This window comes from Streptomyces sp. NPDC005281 (genome assembly GCF_040607495.1).
Taxonomy (GTDB): Bacteria; Actinomycetota; Actinomycetes; order Streptomycetales; family Streptomycetaceae; genus Streptomyces.
On record NZ_JBEXGX010000002.1, the window covers coordinates 170234 to 190646 of the forward strand.

Sequence of the window (20413 nt, forward strand, 5' to 3'; positions counted from 1 at the left end):
CCGGTCGGCCTTCTTCTGCACCATCTCTCGACGCATCTTCCTGCCTCCTCATCCCACCTAAGTTTCGCGATATTCACTCTTTAGGCATATTTCACCCTTATTAGCTAAATGTCAGCCCCTCGCATTCCCCTCAGTCATGCCTCCGCCGAAGCGGCACCACTGTTACGTCTGGTGCTCAGGGGTACCCGTGTGGCGTCGCCGGCTCCCGACCGACCCGGCCCGGCACCCCCGACGCACGTTCGGAAAGGAACCCGCGATGACCATCGGTATCGCCCCCGGCGCCGACCGGTTCCACTGCTGGATCCCACCGGGTGTGTACCGCCCGCAGACGGACACCGGACTGCTGAGAGGGGCGTTGCACCGAGAGAGGATCACCGCTCGCACCGAGGTCCTGGACCTCGGCACCGGCAGCGGCGCGCTAGCGGTGGAAGCGTCCCGGCTGGGCGCGCGGGTGACGGCCGTGGACATCTCCTGGCGGGCGCTGGCCACGGCGTGGTGCAACGGGCTGCTGAACGGGCAGGTGGTGAAGGTACGCCACGGCGATCTGGCGGCCGCCGTACCGGGGCGTCGGTTCGACCTCGTGGTCACCAATCCGCCGTACGTGCCCGCCCCTGGCGACGGCCCGCCCCGGGGCCTCGCCCGCGCCTGGGACGCCGGTTGGGACGGACGGCTGCTGATCGACCGGATCTGTGCCGCGGCCCCGACGGTACTGCGCCCCGCCGGAACGCTGCTGATGGTGCATTCGCACCTGAGCGGTGTCGAGGAGTCTCTCGCCCGGCTGCGTTCGGGCGGGCTGAGCGCGGAGGTCGTCGAGCGGACCCGGCTGCCCTTCGGCCCCGTACTGCGCTCGCGCGTCGGCTGGCTGCGTGAGCGTGGTCTCGTGGCCGGCCGCACGAACGAGGAGCTGGTGGTGATCCGTGCCGAACACACCTGAACGCCCCCGCCGTGTCCGCGTCCAGCGCGACGGGCCCATCCTGGTGGAGGGACCGGTCGAAATCGTGGGCGAGGACGGCGAGTTGACGGTGTCACGGCGTTTCGTCGTGGCCGTCTGCACCTGTCGTCGTACCCGCACGCCGCCCTGGTGCGACACCAGCCACCGCCGTCGTACGAAACCGGACACGACGTCATGACCAACGCACACCTGCCGGAACCGCGCGGCCCGCTCTCGGACGCGCTCCTCGCCGAGCTACGAGGCTCGGACGCCGGCTTTCCGCCCCCTCCGGCCGACGCGTACGGCGACGATCTCCAGCTCGCCCTCTACGTCCTCTACGAACTCCATTACCTCGGCTTCGACGGCGTACCGGACGATCGCGAGTGGGATCCCCGGCTCCTCGCCCTGCGGGCCGGATTGGAGGACCGCTTTCTCCAAGCCCTGCATGCGGACACGCCGGTCCGCCCGTCCGACACCGCGGAGCGCGCGCTCGACGAGCTCCAGCTCGAACCCGTCGGGGCGGCGGACGGCAGTCTTTCCCACTTCCTCCGCGACCACGGCACCCTCGAACACGTCCGGGAGTACGCGGCGTCGCGCTCGCTCTACCACCTCAAGGAGGCCGATCCGCACGCCTGGGTGATCCCCCGGCTGCGCGGGCGGGCCAAGGCGGGCATGGTCGCGGTGGAGTTCGACGAGTTCGGCGCGGGCCGCGCGGAGGAGATCCACGCCCGGCTCTTCGCCGACCTCATGACCGACCTGAACCTGGACAACGCGTACGGCCGCTACCTGGACGCCGCCCCGGCCGAAGCACTGGCCACCGTCAACCTGATGTCCCTCTTCGGCCTGCACCGCGCCCTGCGCGGAGCCCTTGTCGGCCACTTCGCGACCGTGGAGGTGACCTCCTCCCCCGCCTCCCGCCGCCTGGCCCAGGCAATGCGCCGGACGAACGCCGGTCCGGCGGCGGTCCGGTTCTACACCGAGCACGTCGAGGCGGACGCGGTGCACGAACAGGTCGTACGGCACGAGGTCGTCGCCGGACTGCTCGCGGACGAGCCGTGGCTGGAAGCCGACGTGGTGTTCGGGATCCGTGCCACAGGACGGCTGGAGGACCGGCTGGCCACCCGCCTGCTGGCGGCCTGGCGTGACGGCAGGCCCGCGCTGCGCACGAACCGCGTCACGCGCCCGTCGCGGGTGCGGCAGCCGCACGGAGCCTGAAAACGGCGTGGGCACGACCGCACGGAGGCCGCGAACCGGTGGTCGCGCCGTCAGGACCGGGGGGGTGCGGGCCGGGACGCCGAGGGCCAGCAAGGCGGTGTCGTCGTCGAGGCCGTCACCGAAGCTGTGCAGGAGGCCGGTCAGGGCCTGGATGACAGCCGGCGCGGGCTTGCCGGACTGCTCGGCGGCGAAGGCGAGGAGTGCCTCGCCCCCGAACAGGCTGGTGCGGTCCTGGCTCGTACGGGCTTCGGTGATGCCGTCGGTGTAGAGCAGGAGGGTGTCGCCGGGGGCGAGGACGGTCGTCGCCGTGACGAAGTGCGCGGAGGGCACGATGCCGACGAGGAGACCACCGGGAGTGTGCAGGAAGCCGGTGGCGCCCTCGGCGCGCACGACGATGGCCGGAGGGTGGCCGCCCGAGGCCAGGTGGACGGCGACCTGCCCGGTGTCGTGGTCGGGCTCGATCGTGCCGAAGACCGCGGTGCAGTAGCGCGGGTCACCGCTGCCACCGGCGTACCGTTCGTGGAGCGCCTTGTTGAGGGTGCTCAGGGCCGAGACGGGGTCGGGGTCGTGCAGGGCGGCGGCGCGCAGGGTGTAGCGGGTCAGTGAGGTGACCGCGGCGGCCTGGGGCCCCTTGCCGCACACGTCGCCGAGGAAGAAACCGAAGCGCTCGGCGTCGATGGGGAAGACGTCGTAGAAGTCGCCGCCGAGCCGGTCGGGATGGGCGGTGTGGTAGTAGGCGGCCGACTCCACACCGGGTATCCGGGGCAGGATGTCGGGCAGCAGTGACTGCTGGAGGACCGCGAGGGCGTCCTCCAGCCGGGTTCGGTCGGCCTCGGCCTGCTTGCGCGTTTCTTCGGCCGCCTTCCGGCCGCGCAGGAGCTCTTCCTCGTAGGCACGGCGGTCCCGGGCGTCGAAGAGCGTGGTGCGGATCAGCAGCGGCTCGCCGGTGCTGCCGTGCTTGACCACGGAGGAGACCAGGACCGGCATTCGGCCGTCGCTCCGTCTGATCTCCAGGGCGATGCCGCTGATCTCGCCCTGCATCCGCAGCAGCGGTGCGAAGTGCGTCTCGTGGTACAGCTTGCCGCCCATGGTCAGCAGGTCGGCGAAGCGCATCCGGCCCACCACCGCCTCACGCTCCAGGCCGAGCCAGGTCAGCAGGGTGCCATTGATCTTCGCGATGGTGCCGTCCATCAGCGTGGACAGGTATCCGCACGGCGCGCTTTCGTAGAGTTCCTCGGCGCTGTCCTCCAGCAGGGCGGCGAACGTCGCGCCGGGCGCCTTGTCGTCGTCCGCCTCGTGCGGACCGGGGTGCTGCCCTGTGCGGCACATCAGCGCAGGCCCGCGAGGAAGACCCGTATCGCCGCGTTGGTCGCCTCGGACGCGGACAGGTGCGGGCAGTGCCCGTGCGCGTCCAGCGTGACGAGCGTCGAACCGGGGATCGCCCGGTGGACGAAGGCGCCCACCTCACGGGGAGCGATCATGTCCTGGGCGCACTCCAGCACCAGGGTCGGCACCCTCACACGCTTCAGGTCGGCCCGCGAATCCGACAGGAACGTGGTCCGGGCGAAGACGCGAGCCATCTCCGGATCGGTGACGCAGAAGCTGTTCCTCAGCTCCTCACCGAGCTCCGGCCGGTCCGCGTTCCCCATGATCACCGGCGCCATCGCCGCCGACCAGCCCAGATAGTTCGACTCCAGTGACTCCAGCAGTTCGTCGATGTCGGCGGCGCTGAAACCGCCGCGGTAACCGTCGTCGTCGATGTACCGCGCGGACGGCGCGAGCATCACGTGTGCCCCGATCCGGTCGGGGGCCATGTCGGCCGCAAGCACACCGATCATCGCGCTGACGGAATGGCCCACGAACACCGCGTCACGCAGATCGAGCGCCTCGCACACCTCCACCACGTCCTGGGCTTAGCCGCTCAGGGAGGCGTAGCGAGCCGCCGAGAACGCGGCCGCGTCCGAGCGGCCCGAGCCGACGTAGTCGAACAGCACCACCCGGTAGTCCTCGGTCAGGGCAGGCAGTGTCAGCCGCCACATGTTCTGGTCGCAGCCGAACCCGTGAGCCAGCACCACCGTCCGTCCTCGCGGATTGCCGGTGACGGCGACGTTGTTCCTACGGGCGACATCCATGTCCGGCAGTCTCGCAGCACCTGCCCCGTGACCCAACCCGGCCCCGCGCCGCCCGACCATGCGCGCGGGGCGGCGTCGGTCCCGCGCTCACGTGGGCGGGTACGCGAAGACCCCGTCCCGCCCTCACGAAGAGGGAGAGCGCGACACGGCGGGATGATCCGAGTCTGCGCTTCGTGAGCACGGGTACCCGGTCGCCATGGACGGAAAATACTGGGACATCGCGCTCTCGAACGCCGCGTACGGCACGCTCGGCGCGTTTCTGGGCGGGCTCGTCATCGCGGGAGCCCTGGTCTGGGCAGTACCGCTGGGAATCCGGACGCGCCGTCGCGAGCCGAGCCCGCCCCAGGCTCATGAGCAGCCCACGCTTGCGGAGTCAGGGCCGGTGCGCGAGACCTCGGAGGTCAGGGAACCGAACGAGGTGCCGCGGGCCGCGAACGAGAGCGAGCGCCTCACCCCGCACCAGCTCGGCGGGCCCGGCAGCAAACGCAGCGACCGGCAGGAGCGCCCGCGCTGGGACTCCGGGTCCGGCGGTTCGTTCGGCAGCGGGGGCTCCGGCAGGACCTGAACCGCCTCGCCGGTCCGCGGCCCCCGAGACGACGCCCATCGCCCTCACGTGTCATGACCGGGCGAGCCCCCGTATGTCCTGGCCGTGTGGTCGGGACATACGGGGGCCGGTGCCCGCTCGCTCGGTCGTGCCGGGGGTTTCGGTGCCGTGATTCAGCTCGGAAGTTTCCAGTTCTGGGCCGCTGTGCCGTTGCAGGTGTAGATCTGGAGCTGGGTGCCGGTCGTCGTCGTCGCGTTGGGGTCGTCCAGGCACAGTTTGGACTGGGGGTTGATCACCGACCCGTTGGCGCCCGCGGACCACTGCTGGGCGCCGGTGCCGTTGCAGGTCCACAGCTGGACGAGGGTGCCGTTGGTGGTGCCGCTGTGGTCGACGTCCAGGCACTTGCCGAGGGTCCGGATCGTTCCGTCGCCGGCGACGATCCAGTCCTGGGCGTAGGTGTTGTTGCAGGTCCAGATCTGTACGTGGTTGCCGTCGGTCGTCGAGGAGCTCGCGTCGTCGACGCACAGGTTCGATGCCACCGCCGAGGTGACGGGTCCGGTACGGGGCACGGCGGGGGCCGTGGTGTCACCGGCGTAGGAGGGCGGAGCCGCGGACGCGGCCGTCGCCCAGGACGTGTTGGCGCTCGTGCCGAGCGTGTAGTTGAGGGTGCCGCCCGCCGTGATCGCCGAGGTCGGGGCGTAGGCGTTGTTCCAGGCGGTGCCGTTCCAGGTCGCGGACTGGACGTAGGGGGCGTTGTCGGCGGCACCGTTGCCGTTGATCGTCAGGGTGTTGCCCGACGGGAGGGTGACCACGGCCTGCGTGAACAGGGGTGAGCCCAGGGCGAGATCGGAGGTGCCCGGGGTCTCGGGGAACATTCCGAGTGCGGACCACACGTACCACGCGCTCATCGCGCCGAGATCGTCGTTGCCGTCGGCGAGCCCGCCAGGGGTGTTCGACCAGATCTGGTCCTGGACCGCCCGCACGGTGCCCTGCGTCTTGTACGGCTGCCCGATGTAGTCGTACTCCCAGGGCAGTTCGATGCTGGGTTCGTTGCCGACCCACGCATAGCCCTTGTCACCCGTGTAGCTGCGCAGCACGGTGTCCAAGTAGTGGCTCATCGCCGTGTTGCCGCCCTTGGCGCGCGCCAGACCGCCGATGTTGAACGGGATCATCCCGGTGTAGATCCAGGAGTCGGCCTCGACCATGTCGGTGCCGCTGGTGGGGTCGAAGCCGCCGGTCCAGGAACCACTGGCGTTGCGCGGCTCGACGAAGCCGGAGGCCGGGTTGAGAACGTTGCGCCAGCCCTGGGCGCGGTTGGCGTACGTCTTCTGGTTGGCGGTATCCCCGAGCGCCCCGGCCATGGCGGAGAGCGCGAAGTCGGCCGTGTTGTACTCCAGCGTCGTGGCCACGGGACCGTAGAAGTTGCAGCAGCCGTAGCTGCCGTCGTGCGGCATGTAGCCCGGTGAGTTGAGGTAGTTGAGGCCCGGCCGGTCGTTGTTGGTCGTGCTCGCCTGTTTCACCATGTCGGCGAGAGCGGTCGTCGTGTCGAAGTCCCTGGCGCCGAAGGCGTAGTAGTCGGCGAGGATCGCGTCCGCCGGATCACCCACCATGACGTACGACTCGCCGTTGTTCTCCGACCACTTGGGGAAGATCCCGGTCTGGGCGTAGTCGTCGACCATCGACTGCGCGGTGTCCGAGGCGACCTGCGGGGCGACCAGGGCTTCGAGCTGTGCCTGCGAACGGTAGATGTCCCACCCGGAGTAGTTGGCGTACTCCGCCTTGTGGCCCGCGTCCACGGTGTGGGTCTTGCCGTCGAAGCCGTAGTACTGGCCGTTGGTGTCGCTGATGACGTTCGGGTGCAGCAGCGAGTGGTAGAGCGCCGTGTAGAAGGTCTGCTGCTGCGCGGCCGTTCCGCCGGCGACCTGCACCTTGCCGAGTGCGCTGTTCCAGGCGTCCTGCGCGGTGGTGCGGGTCGCGTTGAAATCCCACCCGGTGTTCTCCGACGCCCTGTTGGCCGTCGCGTTGGCCACCGAGACGTAGGAGATGCCGACCTTGGCCTGCACCACCGGGTTGGCGGTGGTGTTGAAGGTGACGTAGCCGTTCGAGGCGGCGGCGTCGGGCGAGGCGCTGTCCTTGGCGGCCTTCGGCGTCGCGGCGGCGGGCATCTTGCCGTGCAGTACAGGCTTGTTGGGCTTCTCGGCCGCGTTCTTGGACGCCGAGCCGGGCTTCGCGGGAGTGGCGGACGACGCCTTGGCGATCGACGTGCCCTGCGAGGCGAACGGCTGGTCGAAGACCATGTCGAAGTACACGCTGTAGGTGTTCCCCGCGCCGCAGAAGTGCCCGCTGGTGACCTGACCGCTCACCTCGGTGTTCGAGATTTTGGTGAACTGGGTCGAGGAGGCTCCGTTCTGACTGCCAGTCAGCTTGAAGATCAGATTGGACTGGGTGCTCGAGGGGAAGGTGAAGCGCGCCATGCCGCTGCGCGTCGTGGTGGTCAGTTCCGCGGTCACCTGGTTGTTGAGCGCGACCTTGTAGGAACCGGCGGACGCCGATTCGTTGGCGTGCGAGAACGCGTCCGTCGCCCCGGTGTTCACGGTGCCGACGGTGGGCAGCACCGGTATGTCGCCGGCCGCGCCGCAGCCGGGTCCGGCGATGTGGGTGAGGCTGAAGCCGGTGATGGACGAGTCGTTGTACTCGTATCCGCCACCGGAGGGTCGTGACGGTGTGTCAGGACTCCACTGCACCATGCCGAACGGCACGTCGGCCCCGGGGAAGTCGTCGGCCTGATTCGACGTTCCGATGAACGGGTTGACCACGGTGGCGGGCGAGGTGACGAGCGCGGCCTTGCCGGCAGCCCACGCGGGTGCGCACATCCCGGCCGTGGCCAGCGCCGTAGCCGCGAGCAATCCGATCACGGCGGTTCCGGGGGGTCTCGACAGTCGTGTGATCACGGGGGGTTTCTCCTCTACTCGGGAGCGGGAGGCACAGCGGCTTGACAACGTTGTCTTTCTTGACTTCCGTACGACGCGCATTACTTGAGCGGCAGCCGAGTTCGACAACGTTGTCGCATCGTCGAGTTGGGGCGCCTGACGATGTGAACGCATGGGCGTGGCCCCTGGGCCGCAAGCACCTGGGGGCGCAGACGAGAACTGTCCGTGAAGCTAGCTATAAGGCAGGGGCATGTCAACGATTCGCGCAAAGGGCCCGCCCCTGGTCCGCCTCACCGCTTCCGCCGTGGTCTTCACGTTCGTCCGAGCACGTGCAGCACCCGGCGGCCGGCCGAGGCGCGCACAGCCCGGGAGACGGCTCCGTGCGCGAGCGGCGAGTGCCGGCTCGTGCGAAGATGCGCCGCTCGTCGTTCGGACGGACCGTTGAGACATGACACATCCACTCGTACCCCCAGGTGAGACGCCGCCCGTCGAGGGCTGCATCGCGGAAGCGCATCAGGAGCGGCCCGACGGCGGGATTTGGGAACACCCCTATCTGTGGCTCACGTTCATCGTCGTGGGCTCGGTGATCGTCGCCGGATACTTCGTGGCCCGGATCAGCGGATTCTGAGCCGCCCAGCCGTGCGGCCTGCGAAATGGTGGTGACTGGTGTTCCGTTGGCGGCCTGTTTCAGCCGTCTCGGATGATCTCTCGTGTGCGGCGAACGCCGTACACGAGAGAGAGAACGGAACGTGAACGCACGAACTGTCGCACGGCGGGCCGCTGTCGGGGCAGGCACGCCGACCGGGGTCGCCGCCCTGGTGCTGGGCGGCAGCGGGGTCGCCTCCGCGGAGACCGCACGGTCCACGGTCTGGAGCCACAACTGCTCGGGCACCCTGATGACGCAGTACCTTTCGGGCTCCGCCGGCTGACAGGTCCGCAACTACGTGAACAACAACGCCGGCGGCGGCACCCACTGGTCGGGCTGGATCGACTGGGCCTCGACGGTCGACACCGGCCACTTCTCCGGTCTGAACAACCGGGTCTGGGTGGATCCCGGCCACTCTCAGGAATCCCTCCCCATGCCGGACAACATCCCTGCGCTGGCGCGCATTTGTGTCCTGGCGACCGGGGACAACACCGCGCGCCGCACCGCATGGTGGTAGGCCGCTGACCTCAGTGCGTGATCAAGTTCGGCGGTGCACCCTCGTCGGCGCCGGGACCGCCTGACGAGTCGGCCGGGGCCGCGGGGAGTTCAGGTCCCCTCCCCCGCGGCCCGCCGCGCTGTCCGGTGACCTGTCCTGTGCGATGTCCGGTGCGATGTCCGGTGCGATGTGCGGTGCGATGTGCGGTGCGATGTGCGGTGCGGCAAACGCCGCCTGAAAGTCGTCGCTTTCGTGTGCCGGGACCGACCCCGCGCGCCATTGCCTCCGGCCGCAGAGACCGAACGGATCCCGATCCGCCGGAGGGCCCCGTCCGCACGGCCTCGCGCGCCGCGTCTCCGAGATCTGCCCGCATGCGCCGATCCCGCGTCGTCCTTAGGCTGGAACGCGTCGGCCGAAATTCGCTCGAACCCCGGCGAGCGCCGCCAACGCAGCCACGGACGCGACACCGACCCGCCCGACTCCGCACGGCAAGGCTCTGCTCTGACTGGCCGAGCCCGGCCCGGCCCGGCCCGGGTTCAGGATCGTCGCGCGCGGGCTGCGGCGGGCCGGACGGACACGCCCGCCGGTCACAGCTGGACGCTCGATTCTCATTCCGGTCACGCGGGCGGTTCGGCCAAGGTCCCCGACGAGCTAATCGGCGCCAAGGAGGCGAGGAACGATGGCGAAAGTGCTGTTCATCGTGACGGGTGCGACGTACTGGGTACTCAAGGACGGCACCCGGTACGCGACGGGCTACTGGGCCGAGGAATTCGCCATGCCCTACAAGGCGATCACGGAGGCCGGTCACGAGGTCGTGGTCGCGACACCGGGCGGTGTGACTCCCAACGTCGACATGATGAGTCTGCGTCCTTCCATGGTCGGCGGTGAGGAGACGGCTCTGGAGCTGGAGGAGATCATCCGCTCCGCGGAGGCGATGCGCCGGCCGCTCGAGCTGTCGGACGTCCGTCTGGAGGACTACGACGCCGTCTACCTCCCCGGGGGCCACGGACCGATGTCGGACCTGGCATACGACGCCGACGCCGGCCGGCTGCTGACGGCCCAGCTCGCCTCGGGCAGGCCGCTGGCCATCGTGTGCCACGCTCCCGCCGCCCTGCTGTCCACCAGGATCCATGGCAGCTCGCCGTTCAAGGGCTATCGCATGACGGGTTTCACCAACGACGAGGAGACGGCCGTCGGTCTGGCCTCCAAGGCGCCGTGGCTGCTGGAGGACGAGCTGAAGCACCAGGTGGGCGTCGAATACAGTCGCGGCCCCGTGTGGGAGCCGTACATGGTGGAGGACCGCAATCTCGTCACCGGGCAGAACCCCCACTCCGCGGCGATCGTGGCGGATCGGCTGCTCGAACTCCTCAAGTGAGCACGTCCGCACGCCGTCACGGCGGAGCTGCGGGCGCACCGACGGCCGGCGTGGTGACAGCGGTGACAGCGGCATAGCCGGTGGCGCGAAGGCGGTGAGCTGCCGTAGCCTCGCATACGGAACCAGTTCCGTTTACGGGGTGTGCAGGAGGTCGGGTTGACCGGCGACGAGGGGCACGTGACGCGGTCCCGCAGACCGCTGCGGGCCGACGCGCGGCGCAACGAGGACCGTCTCCTGGAGGCGGCGGCGGCCGCCTTCGCCCGCGACGGCATGAACGCCTCGGTCAAGGACATCGCCCGAGCCGCCGGTGTCGGCGTCGGCACGCTCTACCGGCGGTTCCCCTCCAAGGAACTGCTGTTCGCGGCGATCTACCGGCTCGAAGTGCAGCGGCTCTGTGAGGCCGCACCGCGTCTCGCGGCCGCACGGCCCCCCGTGGAGGCGTTGCGGGAGTGGATGGAGCGATTCATCGACTTCATGGCCGCGAAAGAGGGCATGGCCGACGCGCTGCGCGCGGTGCTTTCCGACGACAGCGAGAAACTGGAGACGCGGGCGATGCTCGCCGGGGCCATCGATCACCTGCTCACACCGGCCCAGGGCACGTCGGTTGCACGGCCGGAGGTCAAGGACCAGGACGTACTCATGGCCCTGGGCGGGATCAGCCTGATGGCCGGGGCCGAGGGCAGGCGCGAGCTGGCCACCCGGCTCATCGGCCTGCTCCTGCACGGCATCGTGAAGAACTGAAACCCTCCGGTCGGACCGGAGCGTGGGGCGGGATCGCCGCCGGGCACCCGCGGTCCGTCACCAGGTCTGGTCGCCGGCACGTACGAGGATCTCGTTGACGGCGACCCGGCGTTCACGCGTCACGATGTACGAGACCGCGTCGGCGATGTCCTCCGGACGCAGCAGCTCCAGCCCCTCCACCTGCCTCTCGACGGCTTCACGCGCGCCGTCGCGAAGGTGCGAGCTCAGCTCGGTGTCCACCGTGCCGGGCTCCACCACGCTCACCCGCACCCCTTTCCCCATGACCTCCTGCCGCAGGGCCTCGGTGAAACCGTTGACCCCGAACTTGGTGAGGTTGTAGACCGCCGTCCCCGGCCGTGCCACCCGGCCCGCCGTGGAACTGATGTTGACCAGGTCCGCCACCTTCCGGGGCGAGTCCTCGGCGGCCCGCAGCAGATGCGGCAGCGCGGCGTGGGTCACGTACAGAAGACCCCGTACGTTGATCTCGATCATCCGCTCCCACTCGTCGACCGGGGAGTCCGTCACGGGGCCGACCCCCATGGTCCCGGCGTTGTTGACGACGGTGTCCAGGCGGCCCAGTTCGGAGACGACGCCCTCGACGGCCGCCGCGGCCCGCCCCTGATCGGTGATGTCGGCTTCCACCACGAACGCCGTCCTCGCCTCCGCCCGAAGCTCGCCCGCGAGCGCCTCCAGCCGCTCACGCCGCCGACCCAGAAGGGCCACCGCCGCACCCTCCGCGGCGAGGGCTCGCGCCGTCGCCGCACCGATACCGCTGCTCGCGCCGGTGACCAGGGCCACCGTGTCCCGCAGTCGTCCAGCCATTGCCGCCACCTTCTTCGTCCTCCGCCCGGTGCCGCCCGCCCGGCCTTCGTGGCGGCACCACCGGCCTCATATGCGGAACCAGTTCCGGTTACACCGTAAGCGGAACTGGTTCCACTTGCAAGCGTCTGCGGAACAGTGACGCCTCCGGGATCGCCGCGCTCGATGCCGGCCTTCCGGCCCGGCGCCGGCCGTCTGTTGCCGTCGCCGCGAGTCACTTGCCAGAATGGTGACGTGAACCACGAACACGCCTTCGTCTGCGGCCACCCGGCACTCGACTTCGCCGCGACGCTCCGCGCCCGGCGGACGGTCCGTCACGAGATGTTCTCGGCGCCGGACCGCTTGGACGCCTGGTTCGTGGAGTCCGGGCTGGTCGACTCCGTCACGCCCGGCGACGATGACGACGTGGAGCGCGCCAAGGCGTTGCGCGAGGCGATCTACGACCTCGTCACGGCCCGTCGTCTCGAGCGGGAGTACGACGAGGAAGCGCTGAGCCTCGTGAACGACGCCGCCCGCAAGCCTCCGGCGACGCCACAGCTCACCAGGACCGGCCGCAGGACCGAGGCGAGCGCGGAGCAGGCGCTGTCCACGGTCGCCCGGTACGCCGTCGAGTTGCTCAGCGGTCCGGACGTGCCCCTGATGAAGGAGTGCGACAACCCCGAGTGCACGCGGATCTACGTCGACCGCTCCCGGGGCACACGCCGGCAGTGGTGCGGCATGGAGTCCTGCGGCAACAGGTTCAAGGCCGCCGCGTACCGCGCCCGGAAGAAGAGCGCTCAGGCAACGGCCTCCGGCTGAAAGGCAGTTCGGGCCCAGGCGTGAGCCGGCGCGTCATCAGGGACACACCGGCCGTCCGTCGCGTGGCTCAGGGCCTCCCGCCCTGCCCCGGGACCGGCCGCGCCGTGCCGCTTGGCCGTGGACCGTGCCGGCCAGGCCGGTTCAGACCGTCCGGCCCGGGTCGTTGGGGTGCGACTCCAACGGGGTGATCACCGCGGTCATCCACGGCCACATCGGCAGACTCCCGAGGACCTTCTCGCGCAGTTCGGGCTCGTCCTCCGCGCGCCACACCCCGATGCTGCGAAGCTCGCCCACCGGACGCCACAGCCGGAACAGGCGCCCCTCGGCCGCCAGTTCCCCGGCCCGTACGGATTCGGCGGCGCGTCGCCTGTCGACCTCCGCCGGCTCGATGCCGCCGGGCACCGTGGTGGTCAGCTCGACCAGGTATTCCCTCATGACGTACGCCTCCACGGATCGATCCGATGGGCCTGGGCCGACCCCGGCCTCACCAGGTCCGGACGGCAGCCACGGCCTCACAGCACGCCGGAAACGTCTCACAGCCCCAGATCGAGCGCGAGGCAGGAGAAGTGGTTCCAGGAGGCTTCGGGGTTGTACGAGGCGGTCCCGGCACCGTTCGGTCCGGCTTCCTTCTCCTCGATCATGGCGTGAAACGGTACGCGCTCCGGCAGCTTGCCGAACCGCGCGTGCCGCGCCGCCGCTCCCACGTCCATCGCGGTCTCGGCCTCAGTCTCAGCCCCAGTCTCCACGGTGGCCCCCTTTCCGTCTTGGCGAACCGGCCCACCGGACGAGATGCCCACAAGGCTGCATCGGTCCGCGTCACCTGTCAAGGCAGTGACGCACAGGACGGTGACGCGGCGGTGGAGCGCGCGGTCGCGGCTCCTCGGCGAACAGGGCCGAGAAGCTGACGAGCACGTGAAAGTCGCCGTCGGGCCGGAAGAAGCCGACGGCTGTGGACGGGCCGGCACGTCGGCCGCCCGGTGAGGACGAGGCTGGGGACTCGGAGGTCTAAAAGTGTCCCTGCGGGCGTACGTCAGCCGCGCGCGGCCGTCGGGTCATGGCCCGCGCGGATCATCAGCTCGACCGCTTGCAGGGTTCCGGCCACGTCCGTCGCGTTGAAGCTGTTGTCGATGAGACCGGCGACGGATGCCGCGGCGGTCGAGACGTCGTCGGCGCGTCGCCGCACGGCGTTCATCAGGACGTTCACGGCTTCATGTCGGGCGACGGTCTGAAAGCCGGCGCCCAGTTTCCCGGGCTCGGCCAGAGCCATCGCGGCCAGGTCGGCCACGTACGCGTCGTCGAACTCGGCACGGCACCTGTCGACTGTCTCGATGAGTTGCGGGATGCCCCAGACCACGAACGTGAAGTCCTGGGTACCCGTACGCACCGTCACTTGCCGGGTCGCCGCCACCGAGGAGTTCCGGACCTCCTCGATGCAGGGGAGGAACATGCTGAACGTGCCTCGCACACGGTTGAAACGGTGGGACTTGAAGACCAGCCGATAGTTGGTCAGATAGAGCCGTCCGCCGATGGCCTCCTTGTTCCGCATGCCGACGAGCCACATGAGGTCGTCGAACGCGAAACGGGACAGCCCGGCCGCCCTCACGTCGATGACCGCGTTGGCGTTCTTGCGAAGGATGATCCCCTCGCCCGGCAGCAGGTCCTCGGAATTCAGCGGGGCTATCGCCACGGCTCCCCCTCCATGTCGGTTGCGCAGCAAGGGAGACATCGTAGGTGCGCCGCCCCGCAGGCCTGACCGCTGGGGGCAACTCCCCGACCTGTCCCACGATCGAGCGCGTGAATCGGGACCGGGCTGTCCCGCTCCCCCGGCCGCCGTCCCCCTCGATCACGGACTGCTCCGATCGGATCCCATGAGTGGTGGACCTCTGGCCACGCGCCCAGGCTGGCCCACGTGGTGCCCGCCCGCAGCAGGCGGTGGCGGGCCGAACCCGGGCGTCGGCGTCGTGACGGCGGCGCGCCCGGGGACGTCAGAGAAACGGGATCTCATGAGGGAACAGGGCATCAGAACGGGCTGTCCGCCGTCCGTTCGCGGGGATGGCGGGAACGGCGAGGGCAGGAACAGCAGGACCGCCGGCCGTGACGAGAACGGCGGTGGTGGCGACGACACCGGCAGCAACAGCGACTACGGGAACTCCGGTGGCGGTGGCCTGCGCGCGAACGACGTCCACCGCGGACGCGCCGGATCCGCGCCGGGACGTACGCCGCACCGGTCCGAACGGCGGCGCTCGCGGAACACACGCACCAGGGTGGCCGTCGTCGCGGCGGGCGTGGCCTTCCTCGGCGCCCTGGCCCCGGCACCGGGCCACGCCTCGACCGGCACCGAGAGCGCGCCGCGGCCGGGGACACCCGTCCGGTTCGTACCGGGTCCCTGCCCGAAGACGCCCGAGCCGGTCCCCGGACGGTGCGGGTTCCTGGAGGTCCCCGAGAATCGCGCCCACCCCGGCGGGCGGACCGTCCGGCTGACGGTCGTGGTCGTCCCGGCCGTCTCGGCGAGGCCCGCCGGGGACCCCGTGGTGTTCATGACCGGTGGTCCCGGGGCCGACGCGATCGACGACATCCCGTTCCTGATCGGCGCCGGGGTGAACAAGGACCGCGATCTGATCGTCATGGCCCAGCGCGGAACTCTTCACGCACAGCCGAACCTCGCCTGCCCGGAGATCGACCGCTTCTACGCGGACGCCGTCGGGCTGCGCTACGACGCGCCGTCGACCGGACGGCGTCTGGTGCGCGCGGCCAAGCAGTGCCGGGACCGCCTCACGGCCCACGGTGTCGAGCTGAGCGCCTACAACACGACCGAGAACGCGGCGGACTTCGCCGATCTGCGCGGGGCGCTGGGCATCCACCGCTGGAACGTCTACGGCTACTCCTACGGCACCGACCTGGCCCTCACCTACCTGCGCCGTCACCCGCAGGGGACTCGCTCGTTCGCGATCGACTCCGTGGTGCCTCCTCAGATCGTCAGCCTTCCGTGGACCTGGGACAGCGCCGGTGAGGGGATCAACACCATCTTCGCGGCCTGCGCGGCCCAGCCTCGGTGCAAGAACCGCTACCCGGACCTGTCGCGCACGCTGACGCGGCAGGTGCGGCGGCTCGAGGCGCGTCCCCTGACGGTGATGGCACAGCCGCCGTCCGGGGGAACGCCGGTCAAGGTCGTCCTCGACGGGGGCGCGCTCGTCAATCTGCTCGTCGCCAACGCCGTCCCCGCGGTCGACGTCCCCGCCGCGCTGGACGAACTCGCGCACGGCAATCCGGAGCGGTTCGCGCGGGCCAGGGCCGCCGGTGCCAACCCCGCGATCGGCGAGTTCGCGCACGGTCTCACCCAGTCGGTGGCCTGCGCCGAATGGGTGCCCGGTTACTCGCAGTCCGACCTGCTGGCGGCCGGGCGGCGCGCCTTCCCCGGCTGGCCCGACTCCGTCCTGGCCCAGGCACCCCAGCTTCCCTTCGAACAGGAGGTGTGCCACGTCTGGAACGTCCCGGACCGTACCCCGGTCCAGCGCGTGACGACCGTCAGCAACGTGCCGGCGCTCGTGGTCTCCGGAACCTTCGACGCCAAGACGGGGGCGCGATGGGGCGCGTACGCGGCCCGCACGCTGTCCCGCTCGACCACCGTACGGATTCCCGGAATCGGTCACTGGGTCGTACCCCAGTCGCCCTGCGCCCAGAGCGTCCTGGCCTCCTTCCTCGCCCGTCCGAACGCGCCCGACACCAGCTGTGTGGCGGGCCTGACGCCCAAACCGTTCACGATCATCCCCGCTCTGGAGACTCCATGATGTCCATCCGCCCGCCCCGTCACCGGCCCACCTCGCGACGGCTCCCCGCCACCCTGGCCGGAGCCGCGGCCGGCCTCCTGTTCGCCGGTCTCACCGCGACCCCGGCGGGGGCCGTGCCCGGCACCACGGCCCCACCGGGCACGGCGGCCGGGACGGCCGGCCACGCCCGGTTCGTACCAGGCCCCTGTCCAAGGACGGCGGACCCGGTCCCCGCACTGGAGGGTGCCCGCTGCGGCACGCTCGCCGTGCCCGAGAACCGTTCCCGCCCCCAGGGCCGGAAGATCACCCTCTCCGTCGCGATCGTGCCGGCCGCCACGCGCAGGCACGCTCCCGACCCGATCGTGTGGTTCGCCGGCGGGCCCGGCGACGACGCCGTCTCCGAGGCGCAGCTGGCGGTCGACGGCGGCCTGAACCGGGACCGGGACGTCATCTTCATGTCCCAGCGAGGCACCTACTCCGCCGACCCGGTGCTCACCTGCCCGAACATCGACGAGTTCAACGCCCGGGCCCTCGGGCTCGTCTACAACGCCCCCTCGACCGGTCGCCTGCACGTCCAGGCGACCCGGGCCTGCCGCGCGAGCCTGACACGGCGCACCGCCGACCTCGCGGCGTACAACACCCTCGAAAGCGCCGCCGACTACGCCGACCTGCGCGTCGCGCTGGGCATCAGACGGTGGAACGTCTTCGGCATCTCGTACGGCACCGAACTGGCCCTGACCTACATGCGCACCCACCCGCAGGGCGTCCGGTCCGTCGGGATCGACGGTGTCCTGCCGCCGTCCCTGGCCGGGGGCGCCGTGACCTGGAAGGCCGCGCGTGAGGGCTTCGACGGCCTGTTCACGGCCTGCGCCCGACAGCCCGCGTGCAACACGCGTTACCCGCATCTGTCGCAGACCTTCGAGGGCCTCGTACGCAGACTCGAGGCCCAACCGGTGACCACCACCGTCACCGTCGCGGGCCGGCCCGGGCCGGTGAAGGTCACGATCGACGGCGGGGTCCTGGTGACCTGGCTGACCTCCGCAACCCACGTGGCGGAGGGTGTGCCCCGGTCCATCGACGAACTGGCCCACGGCAACCCGCAGCGCGTCGCCGAGCAGTGGGCCGGCGGCAAACTCAGCCCGCAGGCCATCGGGCGGATCGCCCACGGTCTCGAATACGGTGTCTTCTGCGGCGAGTGGACGCCGTTCGAGACCGAGGCGGATGTGATCCGGGGAGGGCGCCGCGTGTTCCCCTCGTTCCCCCGCTCGGTGCTGGCCAACGCCCCGCAGCTGCCGTTCCTCCACGCCGACTGCCGTGCCTGGGACATCCCCGCGGCACCGCGCTCGGTCCGTGACGTGACGCGCAGCGACATCCCCACCCTCGTCCTGTCGGGCGGGTTCGACGCCCAGACCGCGCCGAGCAACGGCCCCTACGCGGCCCGCACCCTGAGCCGCGCCACCACCGTGACCGTCCCGTACGTCGCCCACGTCGTCTTCGCCGGATCAACCTGCGCGCAGACGATCACCAATTCGTTCTTCGACTCCCCGACGGCACCGGACAAGTCCTGCCTCGCGGGTCTTCAGCCGCCGCGGTTCGAGATCGCGCCGTAAGGACGACCCACCACCTCACGCGGGAAGGACCAGGGGCGGACGAGCAGCCGGGAGAGCCGGCTCTCGTCCGCCCCCTTCAACTGCTGCGGGGGACGCTCGGACCGGATCAGGAGCGTGTGGCCGGAGAGGTGCGGTTGGCGGCGGCCCGGGGGAAGTTGGCGGCGGCCACGACCTCGGGCGGGCGGACGTATCCGCCGACGCTCTCCACCCTGACGACGAGCGCCAGAGGCGCTGTCGTGTCGTATGTCCTGGCCAGCGCGCGAATCGCTCCGCGGGCGAAGAGCTGGGTCGCACCCGAGGTGGCCAGGAGGGCGCAGCCCGCGATCATGATCAGGCGGCTTCCCGCCGCGAAGGGATTGTTCGCCAGCACGACGATGGCATGATCTACCAGCGTCGCCGTGTCCACGTCCGACTCTCCGTACTCCTCGCCGCTCTCCACGCAGACGACGCGGAATTCGTCGGGGAACCGCCGGAACACGTACGGGGGATCGAGCCTGTCGGACAGCAGCGTCCAGACGCGGTTGTGCACCGGCCCGCCGATCACGACCAGGTTCTCCTCCGCGTCCGCAGCCATGGCGAAGGCCCCCGCCCGAACCGTCGCCGCCTCGTGCAACCCGAGGTCCTGGGACAGGAACTGCCGCAGGTTCATGGCCGCGAGGGCATCGGTCTCCGGGATCTTCGGATACGCGGACGACGGCCCGCCCGACTCGCCGACGACCATCACCACGCGTCGGCCGCGGTCCAGCCGCCACACACGCGCCGCGGGAATCCGCGTCCGGTAGTAGTGGACGAGAGCACGGCCGAGCCAGCCGACACCGAATGCCAGCAGCGAGGCCACGAGGTTGACCGCCAGATCCTGCCGCACGACCGGCTCCCCCCGCCCTCGTCTGCGCGTCAACGAGCAGTCTGCACCACGGAGTTGGCCGACGAGTAGTGAATCGCGGGGACGCCCGGGGGAGGATCGTGTCGCCTCACGGCCCCGGCGCACCGGTCGTTCGCCGAGGCGTCCAGGCTTCGGAGGAGGCCGGTGACGACCTGTCCGAAGTCGCTGGGCGCCTCGGCCACGCGCTTGCTCCCGGGTAACGCCCCCGGGATCAGTGACACTGGTTGGCGTGGTTGAAGTCCACGACCACACGCTCGGGGCTGTGGAGCTTGGAGACCTTGTACGTGGGTTTGGTCTGGAACGCGGTCCCGAAGGAGACGACGCCTTCGAAGTCCCCGGTCAGGGCCAGCCCCTTGAGCTTGGTCAAGGGGATCTTGACCAGACGGGGGCCGTGGTAGACCGACCTGCCCGCGCTGTCGTGAGCGACCGCGGGGGACAGCCTGATGGACAGGAAGTACTTGCCCGCGAGCGGGACCTTCTTCCCGGAGGGGTCGTAGTGAAGGGAACCGACCCGGCTCACGCTGACGGACGGGGCGCTGCCCTGGACGTCGATGACCAGCCGGTCGTAGGTGCAGTGGCCGCCCCACCGGGCGTTGAGGACGCGGGCGGGCGACGTGGGCGACGCGGCCGCCTTCGACTGTGCGACCGCGGAAGCGGGGATCGTGGCGCCGACGGCGGTGAGAACGAGGCCGGCGACGATGGCTGCGCGGGATGGGTGATGGTGCATGACGCCCCCAGAGGCTCCTGGTGAAGGGGACAGACTATTTCACTCGGTGAGACATGTCCGGGGTTCAAATGGTTGCAGCGCCGGAGACCCGTTCCGCGGACGCGGTCAGGCGCCTGCGGCCGCCGCGAGCACGGCCGAGTGCACGGCCCTGGCGAGACGGGCACCCCACAGCGAGCGGGGCCCGGCGAACTCGTGCACCAACTCCCCGGGACGCGGGCTGCGCGCGGCGACACACACGGCGTCGGTGGGCGTACCGGAGCAGTCGAGACCGGCGTCGAGCAGAGCCTGCACCTTGGCCTCCGTGGCCGTGATCACCGCGTTGACCAGCGCGGCATCACCGAGTGCCACGGGAAGCGCGGCGATGATGTTGATCGTCCCCGGCACAGCGGGACGGCGTACGGGCTCGGCCGGGGCCGCGGCCCATCCCCGTACCCCCAGTCCCGCCGTGGCGACCGCCTCGGCGCCCTCGTCGTGGGCGGTGGCACAGCGGGTGACGTCGGCGGCCGTCATCAGCCCGACGCCGGGCCCCCGGGCGTCCGCGGCGCGGGCCAGTTCGGCGAGGTGCCGGTCCGGGTCGGTGCGCCGGTAGCCGTGGGAGACCTGGGCGTTCAGGACCCAGGCTCGTTCGGCGATGCCGCCGCCGAGGACGGCGCTGCTGGCCATCCGCCAGCCGGGGCCCGCCCGCCAGAGCAGCGCGTTCAGCGGCTCGCCGTCCTCGACGCGGGTGAGGTGCTGTACGGGGATGAGACCGGCGACGGGGCGGGGCTGCGGCACGACTGCGGTCACCGGGCGGAACTCC

At 70.5% G+C, this 20413-nt stretch carries 20 protein-coding genes and 2 pseudogenes; 12 read left to right on the forward strand and 10 right to left on the reverse strand.

Features of this window, described 5'->3' with window-relative positions:
- Positions 1-256 precede the first annotated feature (256 nt).
- Genes ABZV42_RS03435 through ABZV42_RS03445 form a run of 3 tightly spaced genes read left to right on the forward strand, consistent with a single transcriptional unit; the run spans position 257 to position 2146 of the window.
- Positions 257-934, forward strand: coding sequence for a HemK2/MTQ2 family protein methyltransferase (locus ABZV42_RS03435; RefSeq protein WP_356050778.1), 678 nt, complete (start codon positions 257-259; stop codon positions 932-934).
- Positions 918-1130 carry a CDGSH iron-sulfur domain-containing protein gene (locus tag ABZV42_RS03440; protein WP_356050779.1) on the forward strand — a complete coding sequence of 71 codons (213 nt, stop codon included), beginning with the start codon at positions 918-920 and terminating at the stop codon, positions 1128-1130. Before ABZV42_RS03435 ends, ABZV42_RS03440 begins: the two co-directional genes overlap by 17 nt.
- Positions 1127-2146: an iron-containing redox enzyme family protein gene (locus ABZV42_RS03445; protein WP_356050909.1), complete on the forward strand. Its 1020-nt coding sequence runs from the start codon at positions 1127-1129 to the stop codon at positions 2144-2146. Before ABZV42_RS03440 ends, ABZV42_RS03445 begins: the two co-directional genes overlap by 4 nt.
- A 69-nt stretch (positions 2147-2215) precedes the next feature.
- Here ABZV42_RS03445 and ABZV42_RS03450 read toward each other — a convergent pair.
- Positions 2216-3475 (reverse strand): annotated as a pseudogene (locus ABZV42_RS03450) (SpoIIE family protein phosphatase); the annotation flags it as partial.
- A pseudogene (locus ABZV42_RS03455) lies at positions 3475-4278 on the reverse strand (alpha/beta hydrolase). The pseudogenes ABZV42_RS03450 and ABZV42_RS03455, both read right to left, overlap by 1 nt.
- Before the next feature lie 196 nt (positions 4279-4474).
- On the opposite strand from ABZV42_RS03455, the gene ABZV42_RS03460 reads away from it, so the two are divergent.
- Positions 4475-4843, forward strand: a complete 369-nt coding sequence (locus ABZV42_RS03460) for a DUF6479 family protein (protein WP_356050780.1) — start codon at positions 4475-4477, stop codon at positions 4841-4843.
- Positions 4844-4995: 152 nt separating this feature from the next.
- Here the strand turns inward: ABZV42_RS03460 and ABZV42_RS03465 are convergent, their stop codons facing one another.
- Positions 4996-7773, reverse strand: coding sequence for a lectin (locus tag ABZV42_RS03465; protein WP_356050781.1), 2778 nt, complete (start codon positions 7771-7773; stop codon positions 4996-4998).
- A gap of 427 nt (positions 7774-8200) precedes the next feature.
- On the opposite strand from ABZV42_RS03465, the gene ABZV42_RS03470 reads away from it, so the two are divergent.
- The 5 genes from ABZV42_RS03470 to ABZV42_RS03490 all read left to right on the forward strand — a co-directional run bounded on the left by ABZV42_RS03470 (position 8201) and on the right by ABZV42_RS03490 (position 11010).
- Complete coding sequence (locus tag ABZV42_RS03470) at positions 8201-8380, forward strand: DUF6480 family protein (RefSeq protein WP_355979459.1); 180 nt, start codon at positions 8201-8203, stop codon at positions 8378-8380.
- A gap of 121 nt (positions 8381-8501) precedes the next feature.
- Complete coding sequence (locus ABZV42_RS03475; protein ID WP_356050782.1) at positions 8502-8681, forward strand: hypothetical protein; 180 nt, start codon at positions 8502-8504, stop codon at positions 8679-8681.
- A 15-nt stretch (positions 8682-8696) separates the two neighbouring features.
- The gene (locus ABZV42_RS03480; RefSeq protein ID WP_356050783.1) at positions 8697-8915 is read left to right on the forward strand and encodes a hypothetical protein; all 219 of its coding nucleotides are present in this window, start codon (positions 8697-8699) and stop codon (positions 8913-8915) included.
- Between the two features lie 658 nt (positions 8916-9573).
- Positions 9574-10269, forward strand: a complete 696-nt coding sequence (locus ABZV42_RS03485) for a type 1 glutamine amidotransferase domain-containing protein (protein ID WP_355979465.1) — start codon at positions 9574-9576, stop codon at positions 10267-10269.
- 156 nt (positions 10270-10425) lie between these two features.
- A complete protein-coding gene (locus ABZV42_RS03490) occupies positions 10426-11010 on the forward strand; it encodes a helix-turn-helix domain-containing protein (RefSeq protein ID WP_356050784.1) in 585 nt (194 codons plus the stop codon).
- Positions 11011-11067: 57 nt separating this feature from the next.
- On the opposite strand, the gene ABZV42_RS03495 is transcribed toward ABZV42_RS03490, so the two are convergent.
- Positions 11068-11832, reverse strand: coding sequence for an SDR family NAD(P)-dependent oxidoreductase (locus tag ABZV42_RS03495; protein ID WP_356050785.1), 765 nt, complete (start codon positions 11830-11832; stop codon positions 11068-11070).
- A gap of 231 nt (positions 11833-12063) precedes the next feature.
- Between ABZV42_RS03495 and ABZV42_RS03500 the strand changes: the two genes are divergently transcribed.
- Positions 12064-12627 carry a CGNR zinc finger domain-containing protein gene (locus ABZV42_RS03500; RefSeq protein WP_356050786.1) on the forward strand — a complete coding sequence of 188 codons (564 nt, stop codon included), beginning with the start codon at positions 12064-12066 and terminating at the stop codon, positions 12625-12627.
- Positions 12628-12768: 141 nt separating this feature from the next.
- Here ABZV42_RS03500 and ABZV42_RS03505 read toward each other — a convergent pair whose 3' ends face one another.
- From ABZV42_RS03505 to ABZV42_RS03515, 3 genes are all read right to left on the reverse strand, one after another.
- Complete coding sequence (locus ABZV42_RS03505; protein ID WP_355979478.1) at positions 12769-13062, reverse strand: muconolactone Delta-isomerase family protein; 294 nt, start codon at positions 13060-13062, stop codon at positions 12769-12771.
- A gap of 98 nt (positions 13063-13160) precedes the next feature.
- The gene (locus ABZV42_RS03510) at positions 13161-13373 is read right to left on the reverse strand and encodes a hypothetical protein (protein ID WP_355979932.1); all 213 of its coding nucleotides are present in this window, start codon (positions 13371-13373) and stop codon (positions 13161-13163) included.
- Between the two features lie 284 nt (positions 13374-13657).
- Positions 13658-14344, reverse strand: a complete 687-nt coding sequence (locus ABZV42_RS03515) for a hypothetical protein (RefSeq protein ID WP_356050787.1) — start codon at positions 14342-14344, stop codon at positions 13658-13660.
- A gap of 286 nt (positions 14345-14630) precedes the next feature.
- On the opposite strand from ABZV42_RS03515, the gene ABZV42_RS03520 reads away from it, so the two are divergent.
- Positions 14631-16415: an alpha/beta fold hydrolase gene (locus ABZV42_RS03520; protein ID WP_356050788.1), complete on the forward strand. Its 1785-nt coding sequence runs from the start codon at positions 14631-14633 to the stop codon at positions 16413-16415.
- Entirely contained in the window at positions 16412-18004 is a 1593-nt protein-coding gene (locus ABZV42_RS03525) for an alpha/beta fold hydrolase (protein ID WP_356050789.1), read from the forward strand. Before ABZV42_RS03520 ends, ABZV42_RS03525 begins: the two co-directional genes overlap by 4 nt.
- Positions 18005-18110: 106 nt before the next feature.
- Here ABZV42_RS03525 and ABZV42_RS03530 read toward each other — a convergent pair whose 3' ends face one another.
- The 3 genes from ABZV42_RS03530 to ABZV42_RS03540 form a co-directional block, all read right to left on the reverse strand.
- Positions 18111-18869 (reverse strand): hypothetical protein, encoded by a 759-nt coding sequence (locus tag ABZV42_RS03530; RefSeq protein WP_356050790.1) that lies wholly within the window; start codon positions 18867-18869, stop codon positions 18111-18113.
- Positions 18870-19098: 229 nt separating this feature from the next.
- Complete coding sequence (locus ABZV42_RS03535) at positions 19099-19614, reverse strand: hypothetical protein (RefSeq protein ID WP_356050791.1); 516 nt, start codon at positions 19612-19614, stop codon at positions 19099-19101.
- Between the two features lie 105 nt (positions 19615-19719).
- Positions 19720-20400, reverse strand: a complete 681-nt coding sequence (locus ABZV42_RS03540) for an adenosylcobinamide amidohydrolase (RefSeq protein ID WP_355979495.1) — start codon at positions 20398-20400, stop codon at positions 19720-19722.
- Positions 20401-20413: the final 13 nt, after the last annotated feature.